The organism is Dyella sp. SYSU CM1112 (genome assembly GCF_058216415.1).
The window spans coordinates 42,661-64,033 of sequence record NZ_JBZEGI010000002.1; the positions used below are offsets into that span (position 1 = coordinate 42,661).

Here is a 21,373-nt window from a genome sequence, read left to right on the forward strand (position 1 = left end):
CGTCAGTAGCGTTGGATGCCAGGCTCGCGGCATTGACTGACCCCTTTGCTGGCAACGGAGGCACCGCTTTCGTCGTGGTTGTGCTGATGGATTTCCACGATGGTCTGCCAGTTGCGCGCGCATAGCGGCCCCTGTTTGGAACCCAACGTCCAAGACTGATGGGCAAGCTTCCCGGCCAGCTGGAAATCGCCCATGTAGATGGCCACCTCAGCGCGGTCCTGCAACAGATCCGGGGAATCGGGGCTGCGCTTGAGCGCCTGGTCCAGCTTGGCCGCCGCCGCCTGATACTGACCGGTGCGCTCGTCTTCATGCGCAGCATCCTGCAAGGCCGTAATGCCGGGATCCTTGAGCGGCTGCACATCGATGACCGATTTATCCCGCGCGCCGGCTGCCTCGATTTCAGCGACCATGGAAACGTTCGACTTCGCTGGCGGCTTGGGCGCCTCAGGGACGGGCTGGGCGCACGCGGCGAGCAGCAGGCTGGCCAGCGTGGCGGAAACAAACGGGTAGAGACGAGGCAAACGGAACGGCATGGTCAATCTCGCGTACTGACGGTGGTGGTAGTGGTGGTCGGAGTCGTCGTGGCAGGTGCAGAAGCACTTTGGCCGGCGCCGAACAGATTACCGATCTTTTGCCAAAAACACCCTTCCGAATCGGTCGAAAGCGAGCCCGCAATCACCGGCACCTGCCGTGCCCCCGAGCATTGAGGATCGCTGCGCTTGCCGTCAGCGGGATTGATCCAGGCCATTTCCAACCCTGGCCCCGGGGATGCGGAAAGCGGTTCGGTGGGCAATTTGCGGAACAATTCCTGCCATGCGCGCAAGGCGCCCGTCGCGCCGAACAAGTGACTGGGCTTGTTGTCGTCGCGTCCCATCCAGAACACGGCCAGACGATTGCCGGTAAATCCGGCAAACCAGCTATCGCGCAGATCATTGCTGGTACCCGTCTTACCGGCCGCATGCAGCCACGCAAGGCTGGAATCTCCCAAGGCGCGCGCCGTGCCATAGGTTGTTACCTGTTGCATGGCCCAGGTAATCAGATCAACCGCCTGCTGATATTCGCCGGGACCGCTCTCGACTTCGTAACGCTTGATGGTGCGACCATTGCCATCGACCACGCCGTTGACTGCCAACAGGGGCAGCGCATGACCGTCGGAAGCCAGGTATTCATAGAGCTGTGCAACCTGGATGGGTGCAAGATCGATCGCGCCGATCAACAGGGACGGTCCAGGCTGAACGCTGGTGAGGCCAAACGACTCAAGAAAAGCCTTGATGCGCGGCAGGCCTACGGCCAGCCCGAGATGAATCGTGGCGAGATTCCACGAATAGGCCAATGCATCCACCATCGGCACCATGCCATGGCTTTGGTTGTCATCGTTGTGCGGTGTCCAAGGGGTGCCATCGGGCTGACGCATGCTGATCGGCGAATCGTCGAGTTCCGTGGCGAGGTTCCAACGCTCCGGCTGCGTAAGGGCGACCAGATACACAAAGGGTTTGATGGTCGAGCCGATCGGCCGCTGTGCATCCAGTGCGCGGTTGAACCCTTGGTCACCGGCAAATTTGCTGCCAACGACAGCAAGCACATGGCCCGTTTTTGAATCCGTGACCACGCCGGCGGCCTGCGTATCGTTACCCCGCCGGCCAAGGTTCTTGATGGCCGTAGCGACCGCCTGCTCCGTATAAAGCTGTGTCGCCGGATCCAGTGTCGTGAAGATCGACAAATTCCCCTTTTGCAGGGTTTCTTCGTCAAAGTCGTTGGTTATCTGGTCACGTACCAATTGCATGAAGGCGGGGAACCGGTCATGCGGCAACTGACCATCGGCGATCACACCCAACGGTGTCGCCTTTGCTGCGCGCGCCTGCTCCGGCGTCAGCAAGCCGGTGCTCGCGAATTGATCCAGCACCAGGTTGCGACGCGCCAAGGCGCGATCCGGATACCTGCGTGGATCGAACTGGCTTGGGCCTTTCACCAGACCGACCAGCAGCGCGATTTCCTGTGGACGCAGATATTCGAGGCGACGTCCAAAATAGAACTCGGACGCGGCAGCAAAACCGCGCACTGCCTGGCTGCCCTGCTGGCCGAGAAATACTTCATTGATATACGCATCGAGAATGCGTGCCTTGCTGTAGTGCATCTCCAGCAAGATCGCCATCAAGGCTTCATTCAACTTGCGGCCAAACGTTTGGTCGCGACTCAAGAAAAGGTTACGCACAAGTTGCTGCGTGAGCGTCGAGGCACCTTGTACCGTATGACCGGCGCGCAAATCCGCGAATGCCGCGCGAAGGATGGCACTGAAATCGACACCGATATGATGCTTGAAATCACGATCCTCGACCGCCTGCAGACCTGCCACCAGCAAAGGCGGCACATCGCTCAATTGCACGATGCGACGATCTTCCTGCTTGGCGCCATATACCGTGGCGATGCGTGCAGGATCCAGATGGGTTTCGCGCAATGCGCGTTCCGTCGCGAGGTCTGTTATCGATTGCACGATGCCCTGTCCAAGGGCGACGCGAATATGCTTGGGCAACTCTCCGCCATCCGGTCCGGCATAGCCGCGCGATGAGATGAAATAGGTGCTCCCTTTCTTGGTCCAGCTACCGGGAACGTCCCCATGGCCGTCATCCACATAGCCGGAAAATGTCAGCTCCACCTCCAGCGTAGCGGGATTCATCGGCACGCCGGCCGCAAGCCGCAGCGGCTGCGAATACACTCGTGTCGGCACGGCAAACACCAGATCGTTGAAACGATCCTGTACGCGCTTGTTGAGAATCAGTGAGTACGGCAACACGAAGCCGAAGAACAAGCCCGTGCCAATCCAGAAAGGTAACCGCAACCAAGGCCAGCACGCGCTTGCGATCGATCGAATTCGGCTCAGGAAGTCCAACGCGGTGGTATCCAGTGGAGGGAGGGACGATTCGGTTGAGCCCGGATCATAGGGTGCGGCACCCGGCGGCTGGATGAACGCAACCCCGCCAGAAAGGGCGCGGCACGGCCTTTCGAAGGCCTTTGCACGGGCATTTCACCCAGGCATCTCCCAACACTCCGCATCGGGCCGGAAAGGACGGGGCTGGATACCCAGCAAGCGGGTCATTTCTTCATTGTCGGCAATCAGATCGGCTTCCAGCCGGCTCAGCGGGCCACGCAAGCGCCCCATGCTCCGACGCGCCAGCCGCAACAACCAGGCCGGCAACGGCAAGGGCAAGGTATCCACGGGAAGGCTGCGACGCACCCGCGCGAACATGTCCCCGACAGGCAGCCGCTCGCCGCCGCCCATGGAAAGTATCTTGCCCGCCGACGCAGCCGTATCCAGTGCGGCCAGCGCAGCATAGGCAAGATCCTCTGCGTGCACGGGCTGACGCATGCCCTGCCCGGCCGGCAAAGGAAACACGCGCGTGCGCATCGCGCGGCGAGCAATCGGCGTAAGGCTCTTGTCGAGACCCACCCCGTAAATAAGCGTCGGACGAAGTACCGTCCATGCACTGCCGTGCCGGTTGCATGCTTCGGCCAGTGCGTTCTCGCTGTCACGTAACCACTGGGACAACGCCCGCTCGGCCGGCACCTCGGATTCACGCTTGCTTTCCGCGCTCATCGAACTGGTGGCAACAATGCGCGGCGCAGACAACAGATCCACCTGTGTCAGCCACTGCGCAAACGACATCAAGGGACCGAAACTGAAAATCGCCGAGACGTTCTGCACGACTGGCACAGCGTCAGGAAGTTCTCCAGACACCCATGTCACGCCCGGCATGGACAAACGCCCCGAGCGGCTCATTGCGACGATCGGCTCTCCGCGATCAGCAAGCAATGGCAGCAGGTAATAGCCGATCTGGCTGCTGCCGCCGAACACCAATACGGTCATCCGCCACCCTGCATACGCACGGTAAGCTGCTGCACACGCGGATCATTGGGAAGCAGCTTGCGTCCCTGCTCAAGCGAAAGAGCCGCGTTGTTGCGATCGCCGCTATCCAGCTGCTGCTCTGCCTGATCCAACCATGCATAAGCAAGGCGTTGCCGTGATTGCGCCAATGAAACATCGCCAGGAGCCAAGCTATCGAGCGTATCCAGCAAGTTATCTGCCTTGTTGAGATTGCCGCTGCTCAGTGACTGGTTGAATTCTTGCTGCACCAATCCAGGAAGACCTTGCAAACCTGCCAGCGCCTCTTGATTGTTGCCGTCGATAGCTAACGCACCGCGATAGAGGTCGTAAGCGCAATCGCCGGGCGGCGCCATGATGTCGCCGCGTGCTGCCGCCTGCTTCGCCTGCTGCACCATATTCGCGACCTGCACTTGTTGTTGCGGCGTCAACGTGACGGTTGCGGTCGCCGGTTGCGTGCTTTCTTGCTCTGCCTCGTCTGTTGCAGATCCTTGCTGCCCCAATCGCGCCCGCGCTGCAACCAAGTCCGCCGAGCCTGGCGCAAGGGGGGCTGCCTCATCCAGCAATTTGCGCGCCTGTCCCGTATCACCGCTGTCGATTGCCGCGTTCGCTTGCACGACCAAGGCTTCGGCCACCTGGCCAAGTCCGGCTTTCGCCTGGGCGTTGTTCGGATCGATGGCAAGCGCAGCTTTGAAATGTGCCAGCGCGGTGTCACTGCCATCCCCGGCAACGCGACCGGCGCGCAGCGCATCGTTGCCTTGACTGATCGCGTCGGTCAGCGCACTGATGGCCTGCGCCTGCTGTGCGGAAAGCGCTGCCCGCAACGTAGGAAGCTGCGCGTAATTGGGTAGCAGGATCGCAAGATGATCGATGCCGGCGGAAGCGTCCGCAAGATTGTTCGCGTCCAATGCCTTTTGAATTTGCGCTGCCATGGCGCTGCCCACTTGATCCAGGCCGTGCCGCGCGACGGCATTGTCCGGTTCAGCGGCTAATACACGCTGGTAAAGCGCTGCGGCTCCGTCCGGACCATCCAGCTTATTGTCGTTGAGAGCCTGCTGCGCCTGCGCGATCAATGTCGCCGTCTGTCCCGACGCTACTTGAGCCTTGGCGATCTGCTGCGCCAGACGGTCGACGTCACTGCCGCCTCCCAGCAGTTCACGCGCATTGGTCAATGCTTGTGTCGCTTCATCCAGGTGACCCGCCTGCAGCGCGGCGTCTGCACGTGCGATCTCCGCACGACCGACGTCATTGAGACCCTGCCGCGCAGCATCGTTGTCCGGTTCCAAGGCGCGCGCCGCCTCAAACAGTTCACGCGCACTGGTGCCGTCGGTGCCATCCAGATGGCCTTCCTGCAAAGCGATCTGCGCACGATGGAGCACGTCGTCGAAGTCCGTGCGTGGAACCAGTCCACGCAAACGGCTCTGGTTCAACCACAGGCCACCGATCACCACCACCAGCACGACGATCAGCAAAGGCATCAGCCAGCCCCGCCCCCTCTTATGCCGATGATGGGGCACCGATGCGCTCGCACGGCGATAGCCAGGTTCGACCTTGATGCGCGGCAAGCCATCGTTCGGCTCCGCGGGGGATTGAGGCCGATCCAGGTGGTCCAGATTGCCTAGTTTCGGTTCGGTACGACCGGAGTAGCCCGGCTCGTTGGGGTCGCGGTTTCCGCTCATAGCTCGTCGGCTGGCAAGTCAACCTACGCAGCTTAACATCGCATCCCATAGGCGCGTTGACAGAACGGCACAGCGCGTTCAGGGGTCAAGCGCCTGCCTGCGACCTGACAGCCAGGCCGACGCAAGCCAGGTCAGGTTGAAATCACCAACAGGCTCTCAGCCGGCCCCGATCCTGCGTGCTTCTACCACATTGGGAAGCGCCGCCAGGCGGTCCAGTAGCGCCGACAGCTGCTCAAAATCTCTCACCCGCAAGGTGTAGCGCATTTCCACCTCACCTGTCCGGGCAAACAACCGGCTGGAGGATGCAATGATGCCCACGTTGGCATTGCTGATGACGCCGACGACGTCTTTCTGCAAGCCTTTGCGATCGTAGCCATTGAGCTGAATGGTCACTTCGTAAGCCTGCGCCGCAGCCTGCCCCCAACTCACCTCGATCACCCGGTCCGGATCGCGCCGGGCCAGTCGCGCAAGGCTGACGCAATTGGCCCGGTGCACCGACACCCCTCGCGTGCGCGTGATGAATCCGCGCACCGGATCACCCGGCAAAGGCTGGCAACAACGCGCGAGCACCGTCAGCAGGTTACCGACTCCTTCGATGGTTATCGCGCCGTGATCAAACACGGTAGGACGAACCATGGGCATCGGCACGTCCAGCGTCGCCGCTTGCGACTGCTGCGACTCCTGCAACACGCGCGCCACCTGGCCGGGATTGACCTCGCCCAAGGCGAGCGCGATCAGCAATTCGTCGTGCGTTTGCAGATGAAACAGCGCCGGCAACTTCGAGAGATCCAGGTCGGGCAGCGCCAAGCGCTTCAATTCCCGCTCCAGCAAGGCTCGTCCCGCTGCAAGATTCGCCTCGTGCGCGCTGCGACGAAACCAGGCGCGAACTTTGTCACGCGCGCGGCTGGTATGCAGATAACCGTGATGTGCGGATAGCCAATCGCGGCTCGGCTCGGCAATCTTGGTGGTAAGAATGTCCACCCGATCGCCGCTACGCGGTTGATACGTCAATGGCACAATGCGGCCATTGACTTTGGCGCCGCGGCAACGATGCCCCACTTCGGTATGCACGTGATAGGCAAAATCGAGCACAGTGGCACCGCGTGGCATGTCGACCACCTCGCCCTTGGGCGTCAGCACATAGACGCGATCCTCCAGTAACTCGGTCTGCAATTCCGCCGCGAGTTCGCCATCATCATTGCGCGGCTCGAGCAGCTTGCGCATCCACGCAATCTTGGCTTCGAAATCCGCATCGCCGCTGCCGCCTTCCTTGTAGCGCCAGTGGGCAGCTACGCCCAATTCATTGGCTCGATGCATGTCATGCGTGCGAATTTGCACCTCCAGCGTTTTCCCATGCGGTCCGATCACAGCCGTATGCAGCGAGCGATAGCCATTGCTCTTGGGACGCGCGACATAGTCGTCGAATTCACCGGGCAAATGCGGCCATAGCGCATGCACGATGCCCAGCGCGGCGTAGCAATCGCCGACATTGTCCACCAGCACGCGCACGGCGCGAATGTCATAGAGCTCGGAAAATTCCACCGCTTTGCGCTGCATCTTCTTCCAGATGGAATAGATGTGCTTTGGGCGCCCAGCCAAGTCGGCCCGAATATCTGCCGCCTGCAAAGCATTGCCTAATTCGGCCAGCGCCTCGCGGATGAAACTCTCGCGGTCTTCGCGGCGCTCGTCCAGCAGTTTCGCGATCCGACGATAGGTGTCGGGCTGGAGGTAACGGAAAGCGAGATCTTCCAGCTCCCACTTCAACTGCCAGATACCCAGGCGATTGGCGAGCGGCGAATGGATGTCGCGCGTGAGCCGCGCCAACTCCTTGCGCTCATCTTCCGGCAACGTGCTGGCGGCACGCATCCGCGCCAGCTGGCGTGCCAGCAGCACGAACACCACACGCAGGTCCCGGATAATCGCCAGCAACAGGCGGCGCAGCCCTTCGGAGCCGCCTTCGGGGGGACGCTGTGCATGCAAGGTCCACACCCGTTCCGCCGCCATCTGTCCAGCGACCAGACGCTGCAGCTCTTCGGGAAGCTTCTGCGCGCGCTGTTCCCATACCAATGGATGCATACGCGAGAGTTCAAACCACAGCGCGGCAGCCTGGGTCTGCGCATCACAACCGAGCATCGCCAACAAGTCGAGCACATCACCACATTCGCGCTCATTGACGCCGTTTTGCGCGCACGCGGCCAGCGCGTCGGACAGCACGGGCGGCAAGGCGCCGGCCCGTGACTGCCATGCCGCCAGATGTCCTGCGCTGGTGGTGGCGTGAACCATGATGGTTTGTGCTTATCCTGCGTCAGCCGAGCATAGCTCAAGCTTGCAGAAACGAGAGCCGATCACCGCCTGCGCAACGCGGAAGAAAGCGCATCGATCTGTTCAAGCGCCTTCGCCAGCCGCTTGGCCGATACCGGCTCGGGCGTTTTCAATTCCTGCGCGAACAACGATACCCGCCATTCCTCAATCAGCCAGCGCAGCTCATCCAGCCCCTCATCGCCAGCCGCGCGGTGGTTGAGGTATGCGCGCCAATACGGCAATACCTGCAGCATGCGCTGCTGATCCTTGGTGGGATCCTGACGCAAGCGTTCGGCACGCAGGCGCATCGCCCTCAGGTAGCGCGGGAAATGCGAAAGCCGCGATGTCGATAGCTCCCGCAGAAAGCCTGGCGCGAGCAGCCTGTCCAACTGCTCGCCCAGATCGTCGTAACTCGCGCGTGCAAAGCCGATAAGCGGAGGCTGCAACCATGGCTTGAGATCTGCCTGCGCCTCGATGATCGGCTCAGCCAGCTTGAGCCGTTCCACCGCTGCCGAAAAGAGCTCTCGCACCGCATGCGTACGCAATGACTCGAACGCGACCGCACTGCGTACGTTCAAATCCTGAGTGTCGAGCAAATCCCTCAAGCCACCTTCGACAAGGTCTTCGCGCAAACCGTCGACGCTACCGAGCGGCGCATATTTCAACGACACCGCATGGGAGATGGGGAGGCGTCGACGGGCCTGCTTCAAGTCACTGGCAAGCGCATGCCGAAGCAAACGCTCCACGCCTTTGATATGTGCGGCATGGGCTTCATCGCGCAGCTCAAATACACGCAGTGCTACGGCGTCGCCAAGATCGACCAGTGCGGGGAAGGCCATCAGACCGCCTTCGGAACGCACCTGCCCGGGAATCTCCTCGAAATCCCACTGCGTCACATCCTCGCGGGTGAGTTCGATATCGGTCTTGCGCGAGAAAGCCTCGCGGGCCTGCCCTTCCCATTCACTGCGCAGTGCCGCAAGGTCGCGCCCGGTCGCAAGCGTGTGCCCCTGCTCGTCATGCAACCGATAGCGCATAAAGAAATGCGGCGTGAGTTCCACCGAAGTGAATTCGTCCTCCTCAATCTCCACGCCTGTCGTACGCCGCAGAAAAACGGCAAGCGCCTTGAACAAGGGTTCATCACGCGGCGCTTCGGCCTCAACGAAGGCTCGCGCAAAATCCGGTGCGGGAACAAAATTACGGCGCAGTGCCTTCGGAAGCCCACGGATCAACTCAGCCACCTTATCGCCCAGCAGACCAGGCACTAGCCATTCGCAACGCGCGGCAGGCAAGGCATTGAGCATCGCCAGTGGCAGATGAAGCGTGACGCCATCCGCCTCATCGCCGGGCACGAACCGATATTCCAAGCGGTAACGCTGCGGCGGAATGTCGAGAGAAGTCGGAAAGGCTTTTGGATCGAGCCCGGAGCCACCGGCCATGACATCATCCATCGACCAGCGCAACGCGGCCTGTTCGGCCGGCCGAGCCTGCCGATACCAGGCATCCAGCGCGCGGTTGCTGGCGATGTCTTGCGGCAACTTACCGCGAAAGAAATCCACCAGGTCGTCTTCGTGCCGAATCAGACCTTCGCGCCGCTGCCGTGCTTCGATGCCGCGTGCATCGTCCAGCACGCGCTGATTAGCGCGCACGAAGTCCGCGCGTGCGTCGATATCACAACGCGCCAGCGCTTCACGCAGAAAGATCTCATGAGCCAGTGCAGGATCCTGGCGCTGGAAGGTCACCGCGCGACGTTCAACCAGCACCAACCCGAACAGACTCACCTGTTCGTACGCCACCACCATGCCGCGCTTGCGCGACCAATGCGCGTCGCGACACGTACTGCGCAAGAGATGCGCGGCCTCCTCCTCGACCCACACCGGCTCTACGCGTGCACACATCATGCCCCAGACGCGTCCGCCGATATCCAGAATCTGCGCGGCGAAAATCCAGTTTGGCGGCGTCTTGGCCAACGCTGATCCCGGGAATACCTGAAAGCGTCGTTCGCGCGTACTGCGATAGATGCCTTTTTCATCCTTGCGACCCAGTTGCGTCGGCAAGCCCGCCAGCAAACTGCGATGAATCGATTCGTAGAGACGTTCACTCTCGCCGACGACCATCTCCCCTCCCCCCTCTCGAGAGGAGGCCGGGACGACGGCCTGGGACTTACTGGAAGCCTTAGACGCGTGCTTTTTCCGAGGACCCTTCGTGACATCGCCCGTCGCTCCAGGCAGGGCTGCCTGACTATTCCGGCCTTCTGCCCGCCAGGAAGAAGACGATGAAGTTGGCGGAGAGGGAGAAGCCATGCTCCAGCCAAGCTCCTGCACGACCAGCAGCAGCTGCCGATGCAACTCGCGCCATTCGCGCATGCGCAGGAAACTCAAGAAGTGCCGCGAACACCAGTCCCGCAGTTTCGACTGCGTAAGCTCTTCATGCGCGCCTTCGTATTCACGCCACAAGTTCAGGACGCCAACAAAGTCCGACTTTGGATCAATGAACGTTGCATGGGCCGCATCGGCTTGCTGGCGGGCCTCGGCAGGTCGTTCGCGCGGATCCTGGATGCTGAGGAACGCCACGATGGTCAGCACTTCGCGCAGGCTGCCCCGTTTTTGGGCCTCGACCAACATGCGCGCAAGCTGCACGTCGATCGGCAGCCTGGAGAGTGTGCGTCCGATGTCGGTGAGCTGGCGCTTTTCGTCGATCGCACTGATCTCAGCGAGCCGGCGATAACCATCGGCCACCACGCGTGGATCAGGTGCTTCGAGGAAGGGAAACGCATCCACGTCGCCCAGCTGCAGCGACAGCATGCGCAAGATCACGTTGGCTAGCGATGAGCGCAGCAGCTCGGGATCCGTGTAGGCCGCACGCGACGCGTAATCCGCTTCATCGTAGAGTCGATAGCACACACCAGGGCCCACGCGACCACAGCGTCCTTTGCGCTGATCGGCCGCCGCCTGCGCAATAGGCTCAACATGCAGGCGTTCGAGCTGGCTGCGCTGGCTATAGCGTTTGACGCGGGCCGTGCCGGTATCGACCACATAACGGATGCGCGGCACCGTCAGGGACGTCTCCGCTACGTTGGTGGCGAGCACGACGCGACGCTTCGGACCCGGTTTGAAGACGCGATCCTGATCGGTGGCCGACAGGCGTGCATACAGCGGCAGGATTTCCGTCTCCCGATACTGGCGGCGTGACAGCAACAAATGCGCGTCGCGAATTTCGCGCTCTCCAGGCATGAACACCAGCACATCACCACGCGGATCGTCATGCGTGATCTCATCCAGCACGGCAGCGATATGCTCGGCACTGCCCTGCTGCAGGTCCCCACCCCGCCGACGGTTTCCGGCATCTGCATCATCGACCGGCCGCCAACGCACCTCTACGGGATACGTGCGTCCTTCCACCGATACCACCGGCGCGCCGTCGAAATGCTGGGCAAACCGCGCCGTATCGATAGTGGCCGAGGTGACGATGATTTTCAGCTCTGGCCGTCTCGTAGCAAGCCGTTTCAGGTAGCCAAGCAAAAAGTCGATGTTGAGACTGCGTTCGTGCGCTTCATCGATGATCAGCGTGTCATAGGCCGACAGCCACGGATCGTGCTGCGTTTCAGCGAGAAGGATACCGTCGGTCATGAACTTGATCAGGCTCTGCTCGGATACCTGATCCGTAAAACGCACCTGGAAACCAACCTGGTCGCCCACTTGCGTGCCCAGCTCCTCCGCCACCCGGCGCGCCACCGAACGCGCGGCTAGCCGGCGTGGCTGGGTGCAGCCGATCATTCCCGCTTCGCCGCGTCCGGCAGCCAGGCATAGTTTCGGCAGTTGCGTGGTTTTGCCCGAGCCTGTCTCGCCGGCAATCACCACCACTTGATGTTTGCGGATCAAGCTGACGATTTCGTCGGCGCGCGCCGTGATCGGCAGCGATTCATCCAACCGGATAACGGGCTTGCTTTCCACACGCCGGCGCCGGCGCTCCGCGGATGCGGCGATGTCGGCAACCAGGGCTTCGAGTTTTTTCTCATCTGGCCGACGCGACAAGCCGCGCCAGCGGCCCAGCAGCCGGCCGAAGTCGCGACTGGAAACGGCATCCAGCGATTTGCGCACGGCGCGCAGTCGGGCTTCCGGAGAAACGGAGGTATCGGGCTTGGTATCACTCATGCAGGCGTACATGATAGCTGGAGACTATCGTCGGCATCTGCATTATTCATTTCTCATGGCCGCCCCGCGCGAATAATCTCGTTCGCCAACACCACCGGCCAAGCGGAAAAGATGAGTCATGACTACCAGCATCGGCATCGCCAAGCGGGATCGCGAGACCATCGGCAAACAGCTCTCCAAGCTGCTAGCCGATACTTATTCGCTTTACCTGAAAACCCATAGCTTTCATTGGAACGTGACCGGGCCGCACTTCAACAGCCTGCATGCCATGTTCGAAACCCAGTACAACGAACTCTGGCTGGCCGCCGACGAAGTGGCCGAGCGCATCCGCACGCTGGATGTCGTGGCGCCGGGTTCCTACAGTCAATTCGGCAAACTCACCACCATCGAGGAAGAGTCCGGCGTACCGGACTGGAAGGAGATGGTGACCCAGCTCGTCACGGGCCATGAAATCGCCGCTGCCACCGCGCGCGCAGTCATCAAGGCCGCGGACGATGCCGGCGACGAAGGCACTGCCGACATGGTGACTGGACGCCTGAAAGAGCACGAAAAAACCGCGTGGATGCTGCGCTCGCTGTTGAAGTGATGTCGGCCGCGAGCTCCCTCGCCTTCACCGTCCCAGCTTCTGTCGCAAGCTGCACCGCCACTGTCGTCACTCCCGTGCCAACAGGAATGGCGACACTTCGGAGGCCAAACTCACAAAAAATATATATGTCTTCCGCTCTTCTGATATACCCGTGGAAAGCCGAACCCCTGACCTCGTGCTGACCGCCTCACCCGCAATTTATTGAGCCTCCTCCCGCGAATTGGTTAAGCTCCGTAGGATGCACGCGCCTCGGGAGAGGTGACTTACGGGGACTTTCTTGAGCGCCAGACCGATCCAACCCAAAACCAGACTATCGATCCTTGCCGCTTTTCTGCTGGCTATCGTGGTCGCTGCGTTGAACATCGGCCTGTGGTGGTGGAGCAATCTGCCGAATGGTCCGGACGACTGGCATGGGCAGATCCACGGCTTTTCGGTATCGCTGTTCCAGCGTTATCAGAATCCGTTCACCCAAGACTTCCCCAGCGATGAACAGATCGATAGCGATCTCAAGCTGCTGCATCGCTACACCGATCACATCCGCACTTACTCGACGCTGCAAAATCCTCAGGTCTATCGCCTCGCCAAGAAAGAAGGGCTGAAGGTGATGGCGGGCGCGGAGATCGACAGGCGGCTTGAAAACAATGAGAAGGAACTGGATACGCTGATTGCGCTGGCGCGGCGCTATCCCCATACGATCGATCGCGTGATCGTGGGTAACGAGGTCTTGTTCCGCAACGACCTGCCCGTCGACAAAATGATCACCTACCTCGATCGGGCACGCGCGCATATCCGCCAGCCCGTGTCGATCGCCGAGCCGGACTACATCTGGTTGAAGTATCCGGAACTGGCCGATCACGTGGACTACATCACCATCCACCTGTTCCCGTTCTGGAACGGCATTGATCGCAAGGATGCCGTGGGCGCCGCACTTGGTGCCTATCAGAACATCAAACACCATTTCCCCAACAAGCAGGTGATCGTCGGCGAAATCGGCTGGCCCTCGAACGGCGACCATCACGAACGCGCCTACCCCTCCATTTCCAACGAAGCGATCTTCATCCGCGACTGGCTGAATGCCGCCAAGGCCGAACACATCCAGTACTACCTGCTGGAAGCATTCGATCAACCCTGGAAGGAAAACCTCGGCGAAGGCCGCACCGGCGCCTACTGGGGCATGTTCAACGCTGACCGGCAATTGAAATTCCCGTTCACGGGTCCGGTCACCGAAGACACCAGTTGGCCATGGAAAGCGCTGGCCGCCAGCTTGCTCGCGATCATTCCGATGATCTGGTTCGGCATTCGCTTCAGGCGCTTCAAGCTGATGGGTCGCCTGTTCTTCGACGTACTGATCCAGCTGGCCTGCGGACTGATCGTCTGGTCGGTGACGTTGCCGTTCAATTTCTACTTGAGCTGGGTGGACTGGAGCATGCTGGTGCTGCTGTTCCCCGCGCAGCTCGCCATCCTGGCGATCCTGTTGATCAACGGCTTCGAGTTCACCGAAGTGTTGTGGCGGCGTGAATGGGTTCGCCATGCCGACATGCTGAAGCCCGACCCGGTCGAGAAGCAGCCGTTCGTTTCCATCCATCTCGCCTGCTACAACGAACCGCCGGAGATGGTGATCATCACACTCGACTCGTTGGCAGCACTCGATTACCAGCATTTTGAAGTGCTGGTGATCGATAACAACACCAAGGATCCGGCGGTGTGGAAGCCGGTGCAGGACTACTGCGAAAAGCTCGGCCCTCGTTTCCGCTTCTTCCATCTGGAACCCTGGCCGGGCTTCAAGGCCGGCGCCTTGAACTTCGGCCTCAAGGAGACCGATCCACGCGCTGACGTAGTGGCGGTGATCGACGCCGACTATGTCGTGCGCCACGACTGGCTGGCGACGCTTACCGGCTATTTCCATGATCCGAAGGTCGCCGTCGTGCAGTGCCCGCAGGCGCACCGCGACTTCGAACACAATCGCTTTCGCCGCATGACTGCCTGGGAATACGACGGCTTCTTCCGCATCGGCATGCACCATCGCAACGAGCGCAACGCCATCATCCAGCACGGCACCATGACCATGGTGCGCCGCTCGGCGCTGGAAGGCACCGGCGGCTGGTCTGAGTGGACCATCTGCGAAGACGCGGAACTCGGCCTGCGCCTGATGCATGCCGGCTACGAGCTGGTCTATGTCGATGAACTGATGGGCAAGGGCCTCACTCCTGCCGACTTCAAGGCCTATAAGAGTCAACGCTACCGTTGGGCCTTCGGTGCAATGCAGATCCTCAAGGGCCGTTGGGACTGGATGACCAAGAAGGGGCCGCTCAGCGGCGGCCAGCGCTTCCACTTCCTCACTGGCTGGTTCAGCTGGTTCGCCGACGCGCTGCATCTGATCTTCACGCTGATGGCGATCTTCTGGACCGCTGGCATGGTCGGCCTACCGCACACGTTCAGCCTGCCGATGCAGCTGTTCCTCATTCCGGTCATCGGCTTCTTCTTTGCAAAGGCGATCTTCGGCGTTGTGCTGTATCGGGCGCGTGTTCCCTGTGGCTGGTACGACACCATCATGGCTTCCATCGCCAGTATGAGTCTGAGCCATGCCATCGCCCGCGGCATCCTGCATGGCCTGACCCGTGAAAAGACCTCATTCGTGGTCACTGCCAAGAGCCGCCGCCTGGGTGAAAGCAACTTCGCCGCTTTCACGCCGGTACGCGAAGAGATGCTGATGTTCTGTGCGCTGATCTTGTGCATCCTCGGCATGGCCTTGAGCCCCGCGTCGCACTACATCGAAGGCAGATTGTGGATATTCATCCTGGCCGCGCAGTCGATCCCTTATATGTCTGCGCTGATCGGTGCGTGGATCGCCCACACATCGGGTGACAAGGCGGGCTGATTTCAAGCTATACCGCAGGCCATGGCGCAAGACGACTTTTCACCTGCCCATCAAACATCACGGATACGAGGCCCAGGCGAACAGCCGCGACTGCGTGTCTTTGATGATCAAGCCATCGCTATGCGATGCCTGCCTCCCTTTGACTAAGGTCTATTTACACTACTGGCGTAGCACGCATTGCCGTTGCGTAGCCACCATGTGGCAGCGCGCGGCTTGACTGGGCAGCCACGCCGCTATCATCCAGCTATTTCTGGATAAAGGAATTAATGCATGGTGCACACCGCCATCGCTAAGCTCCCCCTTGCGATGCCGAAGTGAGGATGGAACCCTAACGCATGCACCGGATCCGCCGCTGCCTGTTTCTGCTTCTGTTGCTTCCGGCTATCAGCCATGCCGGAGTGCAGCTCGTCGTGAACGGCGTGGACGATCCGCTCAAAGCCGCCGTCGTCGCGGGTGTCAGTCTCTCCCAATACGCAAACAGGGACGTCAGCGAGGCGCAAGTTCGCCGTCTGTACGATCGTGCCGACGCACAGGTCAGCACCGCCCTGCAGCCCTACGGTTATTACGACGCGCACGCAACCGGCCATATCGAGCAGACAGGAAAGAATTGGCGCGTCACGCTTGACGTCGTTCCAGGACAGCCCGTCAAGGTCACCTCGGTAGACATCCGGCTGGATGCTTCCGCCGCTAATCTCCGTCCCATCCGGGACGCTCGGCGGGCGATCGAAAAATTGAAAGGACAACGCCTCGATGACCACGCCTATGAGACAGCACGCGACGGATTGAATGATGCACTTACGGCCAACGGTTTTCTCGACGCCAAACTCACCGTCCATCGCGTAGAGGTAACCCGTGGCGAACACAGTGCCGCTGTCCACCTTGCCTGGGAGGTGGGGCGCCGCTACCGCTACGGAACCATCCGCTTCGAGGGCTCGCCATTCCACGCAGGCTTTCTGCAACGCTACGTGCCGTTCAAATCCGGCGACTACTTCGACCAGAACCAATTGCTGGCCTTGCAGCAAGCCTTGAACGGCGCCGATTACTTCTCCGCCGTCAATGTCATGCCTGAAATCGACACCGCCAAAAATGGCATCGTCAACATCAAAGTGGAACTGGCACCAGCCAAACGCACCATCTACACGAGCGGCCTGTTTGTTGGTACCGATACCGGCGTCGGTATTCGCGGCGGCATCGAAAAACGCTGGGTGAACCAATATGGCCATAAGTGGAAGAACGACATCGTACTTGCGCAGCGCCTGAAGACGCTGTCCAGCCAGTACACCATCCCGTTGCCTGGCGACAACCAGCGCAGCCTGAATTTCGGCGCGAACTACCGCGACGCAAATACGGTGACCTCACAATCACGCACGGTCGAGCTGGTCGCCAATGAAAGCCAACTCTGGCACGAGTGGGTACGCACACTAGGTGTGCATGCGCTGACCGGCACCTTCGATGTCGGCAAAACTCCAGACGAGCCAGAGAGTACGCCGGGCGTCGAGCACGGACGCAGTACCTTGGTTTATGCGGAAGCCTCACTGACCCGGAAAGTAGCCGACAACCCTGACTTCGTCCGTCGCGGCTGGTCGGTGAACCTGGATGCACGCAGCACGGCAGGAGACTTGCTCTCCACCGCGCGCTTTGACGAACTGACGGCCGACGCCAAGTGGATCCGCGCATTCTGGCGCACCAACCGCTTGATCCTGCGCGGCAGCCTTGGCCATGTGTGGACCGATAATTTCGACGCGCTGCCACCGCAGCTGCGCTTCTTCGCCGGCGGCGATCAATCCATTCGCGGCTATCCGTTCCAGGCACTTGGTCCCCAAAACAGCTACGGACGCGTGATCGGCGGCAACAGTCTCGTCATCGCCAGCGCCACGCTGGAGCATTACTTCACGCCACGCTGGGGCATCGCCACGTTCCTCGACGCGGGCAACGCCTTTAACGGCACCAACGTGCATCCGAAAGTCGGCACGGGTGTCGGTGTACGCTGGCGCTCGCCTGTAGGGTTGATCCGTGTCGACGTAGGCACACCCATCAACGATGCGCAGCGGCACGGCGTCGAACTGCATCTGGTCATTGGTCCGGATCTATGAGCTTGCCGTCATGAACGCCACGCCACACTCCACACCACCCCGCTTTCGGCGTCGCTGGACGCGCGTAGTCGTTGGCATGGTCGTCGCGTTGTGCATGGTTGTTGTTGCAGGACTCGGCTGGCTGCTGTGCACCGGCTCAGGCTTGCGCTTTGCACTCTCCGAAGCACAGAAACTCTCGCATGGCGCGCTGCAGATAAAACAGGCACAAGGACGCTTGATCGGTCCGCTGCAGGCAACCTCCCTGCAGTACCACGACGGCAACGGTACCGAGATCACCATTCGTCAGCTGCATCTGGACTGGCGTATCGGTGCCCTCCTCTACAAACGTCTGCACATTACTGATCTGCGCGTAGCAAGCCTGGACGTGACATGGCCTGCAGCGCAAGAAACACCCGCTTCATCCTCCTCCTTCTCTTTGGAACCCCCTATTGAGGTGTTGCTGGATCATGTACAGATCGGCCCGACCTCCATCCGGCGGCCGCAACAAGCACTCTTTGCCTTCGATCAGCTCGAACTTGCCGGTCGCTGGACCTCCAGCGATATCCGTATCGATCGCCTCGCCTTGCACGCGCCCGATGGATACGTCGATCTCACGGGCCAGCTTGGGTTCAAGCGGCGTTACCGGGGCAAGGGCCATCTGCAAGCCATGTGGAAAGCAGACGGCACCACTTACGGCGGCACGCTCGATGCGCAGGCTGATGGCCGCCATGCGCAATGGCGCCTCAACCTCACGCAACCCATGTCAGCGCAATGGAAGCTCGATCTGAGCCAGCGTAAAAACAATGCATGGACAGCCACGCTCGATGCCCCGCCTTTTGATCCCAGTCCCTTGCTCGGCAAGACATCCCTCGCGCGCCTCGGCTTGAATCTGCAAGGACATGGCGATCGCCAAAGCGGCACGCTGACCGGGCAGCTCGACCTGAACGGCTATCGCGTCGTATTGCAGCCCTTGCAGGCAAGCATCGATAGCGATTTCAAGACGCTTACCTTGCACCAGCTCCAACTCACCTCGCCACAGATAAAAGGCACGATCAATGCAGCCGGTACCTTCCAGCTCTATGCCAAGCCTGTTAGCGCCGATCTCAGCGTGGATTGGAAGGATCTTGAGCTACCAGCAAATGTCGCCGGGCAAATCCTTGATACCCGAGGCCGGCTTACGATAAAAGGCGACGCGGACGCTTACCACGCTGCTGGTGACCTTACTATCGGACCGCCCGGCAAACCGGCAAAGTTGGCGCTGAACTTGGACGGCACGCCGAAACAGATCCAGCTCCATACGCTCAGCTTGCAACAGCCACAAGGTCATTTCGCGGCGAGTGGCTCGCTGACGTTGCAACCTCCGTTGGCATGGCAGCTCAAAGCCAATGCCGACAAATTCGATCCGGGACTCTTGTTTGCGGGCTGGCAAGGTTCGTTGAACGCTGACCTCACCACGAACGGCACATGGGCGGACGATCAACCCGATGCGACACTCGATTTGCACAAGCTCGATGGGCAACTGAGGCAACGTCCGATACGAGGCTTCGGCCACTTGCATGTGTCGCCGCAAAAGGTGGTGGACGGCAGCCTGGATCTCGCCTCGGGCAGCAGCAGCGTCACGTTGCGCGCGCACGCCGGCGCTAGCAACAATGCCACCCTCACCCTCGCGATCGCATCACTGGGCGACTGGCTTCCACGGGCAGATGGCCGTCTAAACGGCCGCTTCCAGGTGCGTGGGAAATTTCCCGGCCTTGCCGTACAGGGTGCCCTGCAGGGGCAATCGCTGGCTTGGCAGTCGCAAACCGTCCGTCAGCTGCACTTGCAGATGAATGTGCCCGATCTAAGCCATGCGGCCGGAAAACTCGATCTGGATGCCTCGGGTGCCGACATCGGCAAGCTGACGTTCCGGCAGATACGCGTGAATGCACAGGGAACCTCGGCGCGTCATCAGCTCACGCTGGAGGCCTCCGGCCAACCCTTGTCCGCTTCGCTCACGCTCAGCGGCGCGCTGAAGGATCAAAACTGGAACAGCGCACTTACTGCGCTCACATTAGATGTACAAGGACTGCCGCAATGGCGCTTGCAGCAAGCGACACGCCTGAGCTGGGATCACGGCCATGTCAATCTGGCCGAACTTTGCCTTACTGCAGGCGAACCGTTGCTCTGCGTCAATGGCAACCTCGATAAAGCCGGGAATGCTGAAGCCGGCTATCGCTTGCACGCGGTGCCGTTGACGCTCGTAATGGATGCCTTGGGCAATCCACAGCTGCCGGTTTCCGCCGAAGGCATCCTCCAGGGCAACGGAAAAATCCGCCGCAGTGCAGCCGGCGCGCTGGCCGGCAACGCCACGATCAGTTCGCCACAGGGTCGCATGGTCTATAACGAGCATCCCGAGCAACCGGTACTCACTTATACCAACCTCGTGCTCAATGCGACGCTTTCGCCTGGCAGCCAGCAAGCCACCGTGCACGCCATCCTCAATGGCGACGGACGTCTGGACGGCCAAATTGGGATCACCGGTTCGCAACAAGATTTGACCGGCCAGATAGGCCTGCACCTGGATCAGCTCGCGTTTGTCGAACTCTTCACGGATGAAATCGCCAACGTCAAAGGCCGCATCAATGGTGATTTCAAACTGGGCGGCACCCTGCAAGAACCGACCATTACGGGGCAAGCCGGTATCGACGGGTTCGCTGCCGAAGTGCCTGATGCCGGCCTCAAACTCACCCAGGGGCACCTCAGCCTGAGCGCTGCGAACACGCGGCAGCTGGAGATCAATGGCTCGGTGGATTCCGGCAAGGGCACGCTGACCCTGAGCGGCATAGCCGGTCTCGATCCGCAAACGCCTACAGCTATTTCACTCAAAGGGCATACGTTTACTGCGGTCGATGTTCCTGCCGCCAAAGTCGTTCTCTCACCGGACCTGCTCGTCCGTCGCGACGCTCAAGGCATTCAGGCGACGGGCTCCGTGCGACTCGATAGCGCGGATGTCAACTTGAATAAATTGCCCGGCGGGGGCGTCAACAAGGCCTCGCCGGATGTCGTGGTGGTCGATCAACCGCAGCCAGCGGCACAAGGCGGTGCGACGCCGATCTTCGCGTCGATCAAGGTAGACCTCGGGCAGCACACGCATCTTTCTGGCATGGGGCTGGATGGACACGTGAGTGGGGTGCTCACGGTGAACGAACAGCCCGGCCGCAAGACCACCGGCCAAGGACAACTCGCCGTCAACGGCACCTACAAGGCCTACGGGCAAAGCCTGAATATCCAGCAAGGCCAGCTGCTGTTCGCAAGCACGCCCATCGACAATCCGGGCCTCAATATCAAGGCCATACGCAGCCTGGATCCCAACGCCACGGTCAGCGACGGTCAGCAAGTCGGCTTGCAGATCACCGGTACCGCCAAACGCCCCGTTCTCACTGTCTTCTCCAATCCGGTGATGGATCAATCCGATGCGCTTTCTTATCTGGTGACCGGCAAGCCCCTGTCGCAGGTCAAAGGCAGCGAAGGGAATACCGTCAACGCCGCCGCACAAGCGCTTGGTTCCGCTACCGGCAATTTGCTGGCCAAGAGCATCGGCAGCAAACTCGGCATCAGCGATATCGGCGTATCCAGCAACGACGCCTTGAGCGGCAGTTCTGCCTTCACCGTAGGCAAATACCTTTCACCGCGGCTTTACCTTAGTTACGGCGTCGGACTGTTCGAACCCGGCCAAGTCATCACCTTGCGCTACCGCCTGAGCCGGCGCTGGAATTTCGAAGCGCAGAACGCAACCGACTTCAACCGTGCGAGCTTCAACTATCGCGTCGAAAAATAGACGGCTGTCGAC

At 60.7% G+C, this 21,373-nt stretch carries 10 protein-coding genes; 4 read left to right on the forward strand and 6 right to left on the reverse strand.

Features of this window, described 5'->3' with window-relative positions; translation table 11 throughout:
* Positions 1 to 2: 2 nt before the first annotated feature.
* From AC4HNJ_RS03430 to hrpA, 6 genes are all read right to left on the reverse strand, one after another.
* The gene (locus AC4HNJ_RS03430) at positions 3 to 533 is read right to left on the reverse strand and encodes a tetratricopeptide repeat protein (protein WP_490478128.1); all 531 of its coding nucleotides are present in this window, start codon (positions 531 to 533) and stop codon (positions 3 to 5) included.
* Positions 534 to 535: 2 nt separating this feature from the next.
* Complete coding sequence (mrcB, locus tag AC4HNJ_RS03435; RefSeq protein WP_490478129.1) at positions 536 to 2,887, reverse strand: penicillin-binding protein 1B; 2,352 nt, start codon at positions 2,885 to 2,887, stop codon at positions 536 to 538.
* 135 nt (positions 2,888 to 3,022) lie between these two features.
* On the reverse strand, positions 3,023 to 3,862 hold the full coding sequence (locus AC4HNJ_RS03440; RefSeq protein ID WP_490478130.1) for an SDR family oxidoreductase: 840 nt from the start codon (positions 3,860 to 3,862) through the stop codon (positions 3,023 to 3,025).
* Entirely contained in the window at positions 3,859 to 5,556 is a 1,698-nt protein-coding gene (locus AC4HNJ_RS03445) for a hypothetical protein (protein ID WP_490478131.1), read from the reverse strand. The genes AC4HNJ_RS03440 and AC4HNJ_RS03445 overlap by 4 nt, the downstream gene beginning before the upstream one ends.
* Positions 5,557 to 5,712: 156 nt before the next feature.
* Positions 5,713 to 7,839 (reverse strand): RelA/SpoT family protein, encoded by a 2,127-nt coding sequence (locus AC4HNJ_RS03450; protein ID WP_490478132.1) that lies wholly within the window; start codon positions 7,837 to 7,839, stop codon positions 5,713 to 5,715.
* A gap of 62 nt (positions 7,840 to 7,901) precedes the next feature.
* Entirely contained in the window at positions 7,902 to 12,008 is a 4,107-nt protein-coding gene (hrpA, locus tag AC4HNJ_RS03455; RefSeq protein WP_490478133.1) for an ATP-dependent RNA helicase HrpA, read from the reverse strand.
* A gap of 118 nt (positions 12,009 to 12,126) precedes the next feature.
* Here hrpA and AC4HNJ_RS03460 point away from each other — a divergent pair, with 118 nt between their 5' ends.
* From AC4HNJ_RS03460 to AC4HNJ_RS03475, 4 genes are all read left to right on the forward strand, one after another.
* A complete protein-coding gene (locus AC4HNJ_RS03460; RefSeq protein WP_490478134.1) occupies positions 12,127 to 12,594 on the forward strand; it encodes a Dps family protein in 468 nt (155 codons plus the stop codon).
* Between the two features lie 277 nt (positions 12,595 to 12,871).
* Positions 12,872 to 15,472 carry a glycosyltransferase family 2 protein gene (locus AC4HNJ_RS03465; protein WP_490478135.1) on the forward strand — a complete coding sequence of 867 codons (2,601 nt, stop codon included), beginning with the start codon at positions 12,872 to 12,874 and terminating at the stop codon, positions 15,470 to 15,472.
* 335 nt (positions 15,473 to 15,807) lie between these two features.
* Complete coding sequence (locus AC4HNJ_RS03470) at positions 15,808 to 17,565, forward strand: autotransporter assembly complex protein TamA (RefSeq protein ID WP_490478136.1); 1,758 nt, start codon at positions 15,808 to 15,810, stop codon at positions 17,563 to 17,565.
* Positions 17,566 to 17,575: 10 nt separating this feature from the next.
* Positions 17,576 to 21,361, forward strand: coding sequence for a translocation/assembly module TamB domain-containing protein (locus AC4HNJ_RS03475; RefSeq protein ID WP_490478137.1), 3,786 nt, complete (start codon positions 17,576 to 17,578; stop codon positions 21,359 to 21,361).
* Positions 21,362 to 21,373: the final 12 nt, after the last annotated feature.

Bases quoted from the DNA above. Each gene is read 5' to 3' on its own strand.
- AC4HNJ_RS03430 (WP_490478128.1), bottom strand. From the start codon at position 533: ATGCCGTTCCGTTTGCCTCGTCTCTACCCGTTTGTTTCCGCCACGCTG.
- AC4HNJ_RS03440 (WP_490478130.1), bottom strand. From the start codon at position 3,862: ATGACCGTATTGGTGTTCGGCGGCAGCAGCCAGATCGGCTATTACCTG.
- AC4HNJ_RS03445 (WP_490478131.1), bottom strand. From the start codon at position 5,556: ATGAGCGGAAACCGCGACCCCAACGAGCCGGGCTACTCCGGTCGTACC.
- AC4HNJ_RS03450 (WP_490478132.1), bottom strand. From the start codon at position 7,839: ATGGTTCACGCCACCACCAGCGCAGGACATCTGGCGGCATGGCAGTCA.
- hrpA (WP_490478133.1), bottom strand. From the start codon at position 12,008: ATGAGTGATACCAAGCCCGATACCTCCGTTTCTCCGGAAGCCCGACTG.
- AC4HNJ_RS03460 (WP_490478134.1), top strand. From the start codon at position 12,127: ATGACTACCAGCATCGGCATCGCCAAGCGGGATCGCGAGACCATCGGC.
- AC4HNJ_RS03470 (WP_490478136.1), top strand. From the start codon at position 15,808: ATGCACCGGATCCGCCGCTGCCTGTTTCTGCTTCTGTTGCTTCCGGCT.
- AC4HNJ_RS03475 (WP_490478137.1), top strand. From the start codon at position 17,576: ATGAACGCCACGCCACACTCCACACCACCCCGCTTTCGGCGTCGCTGG.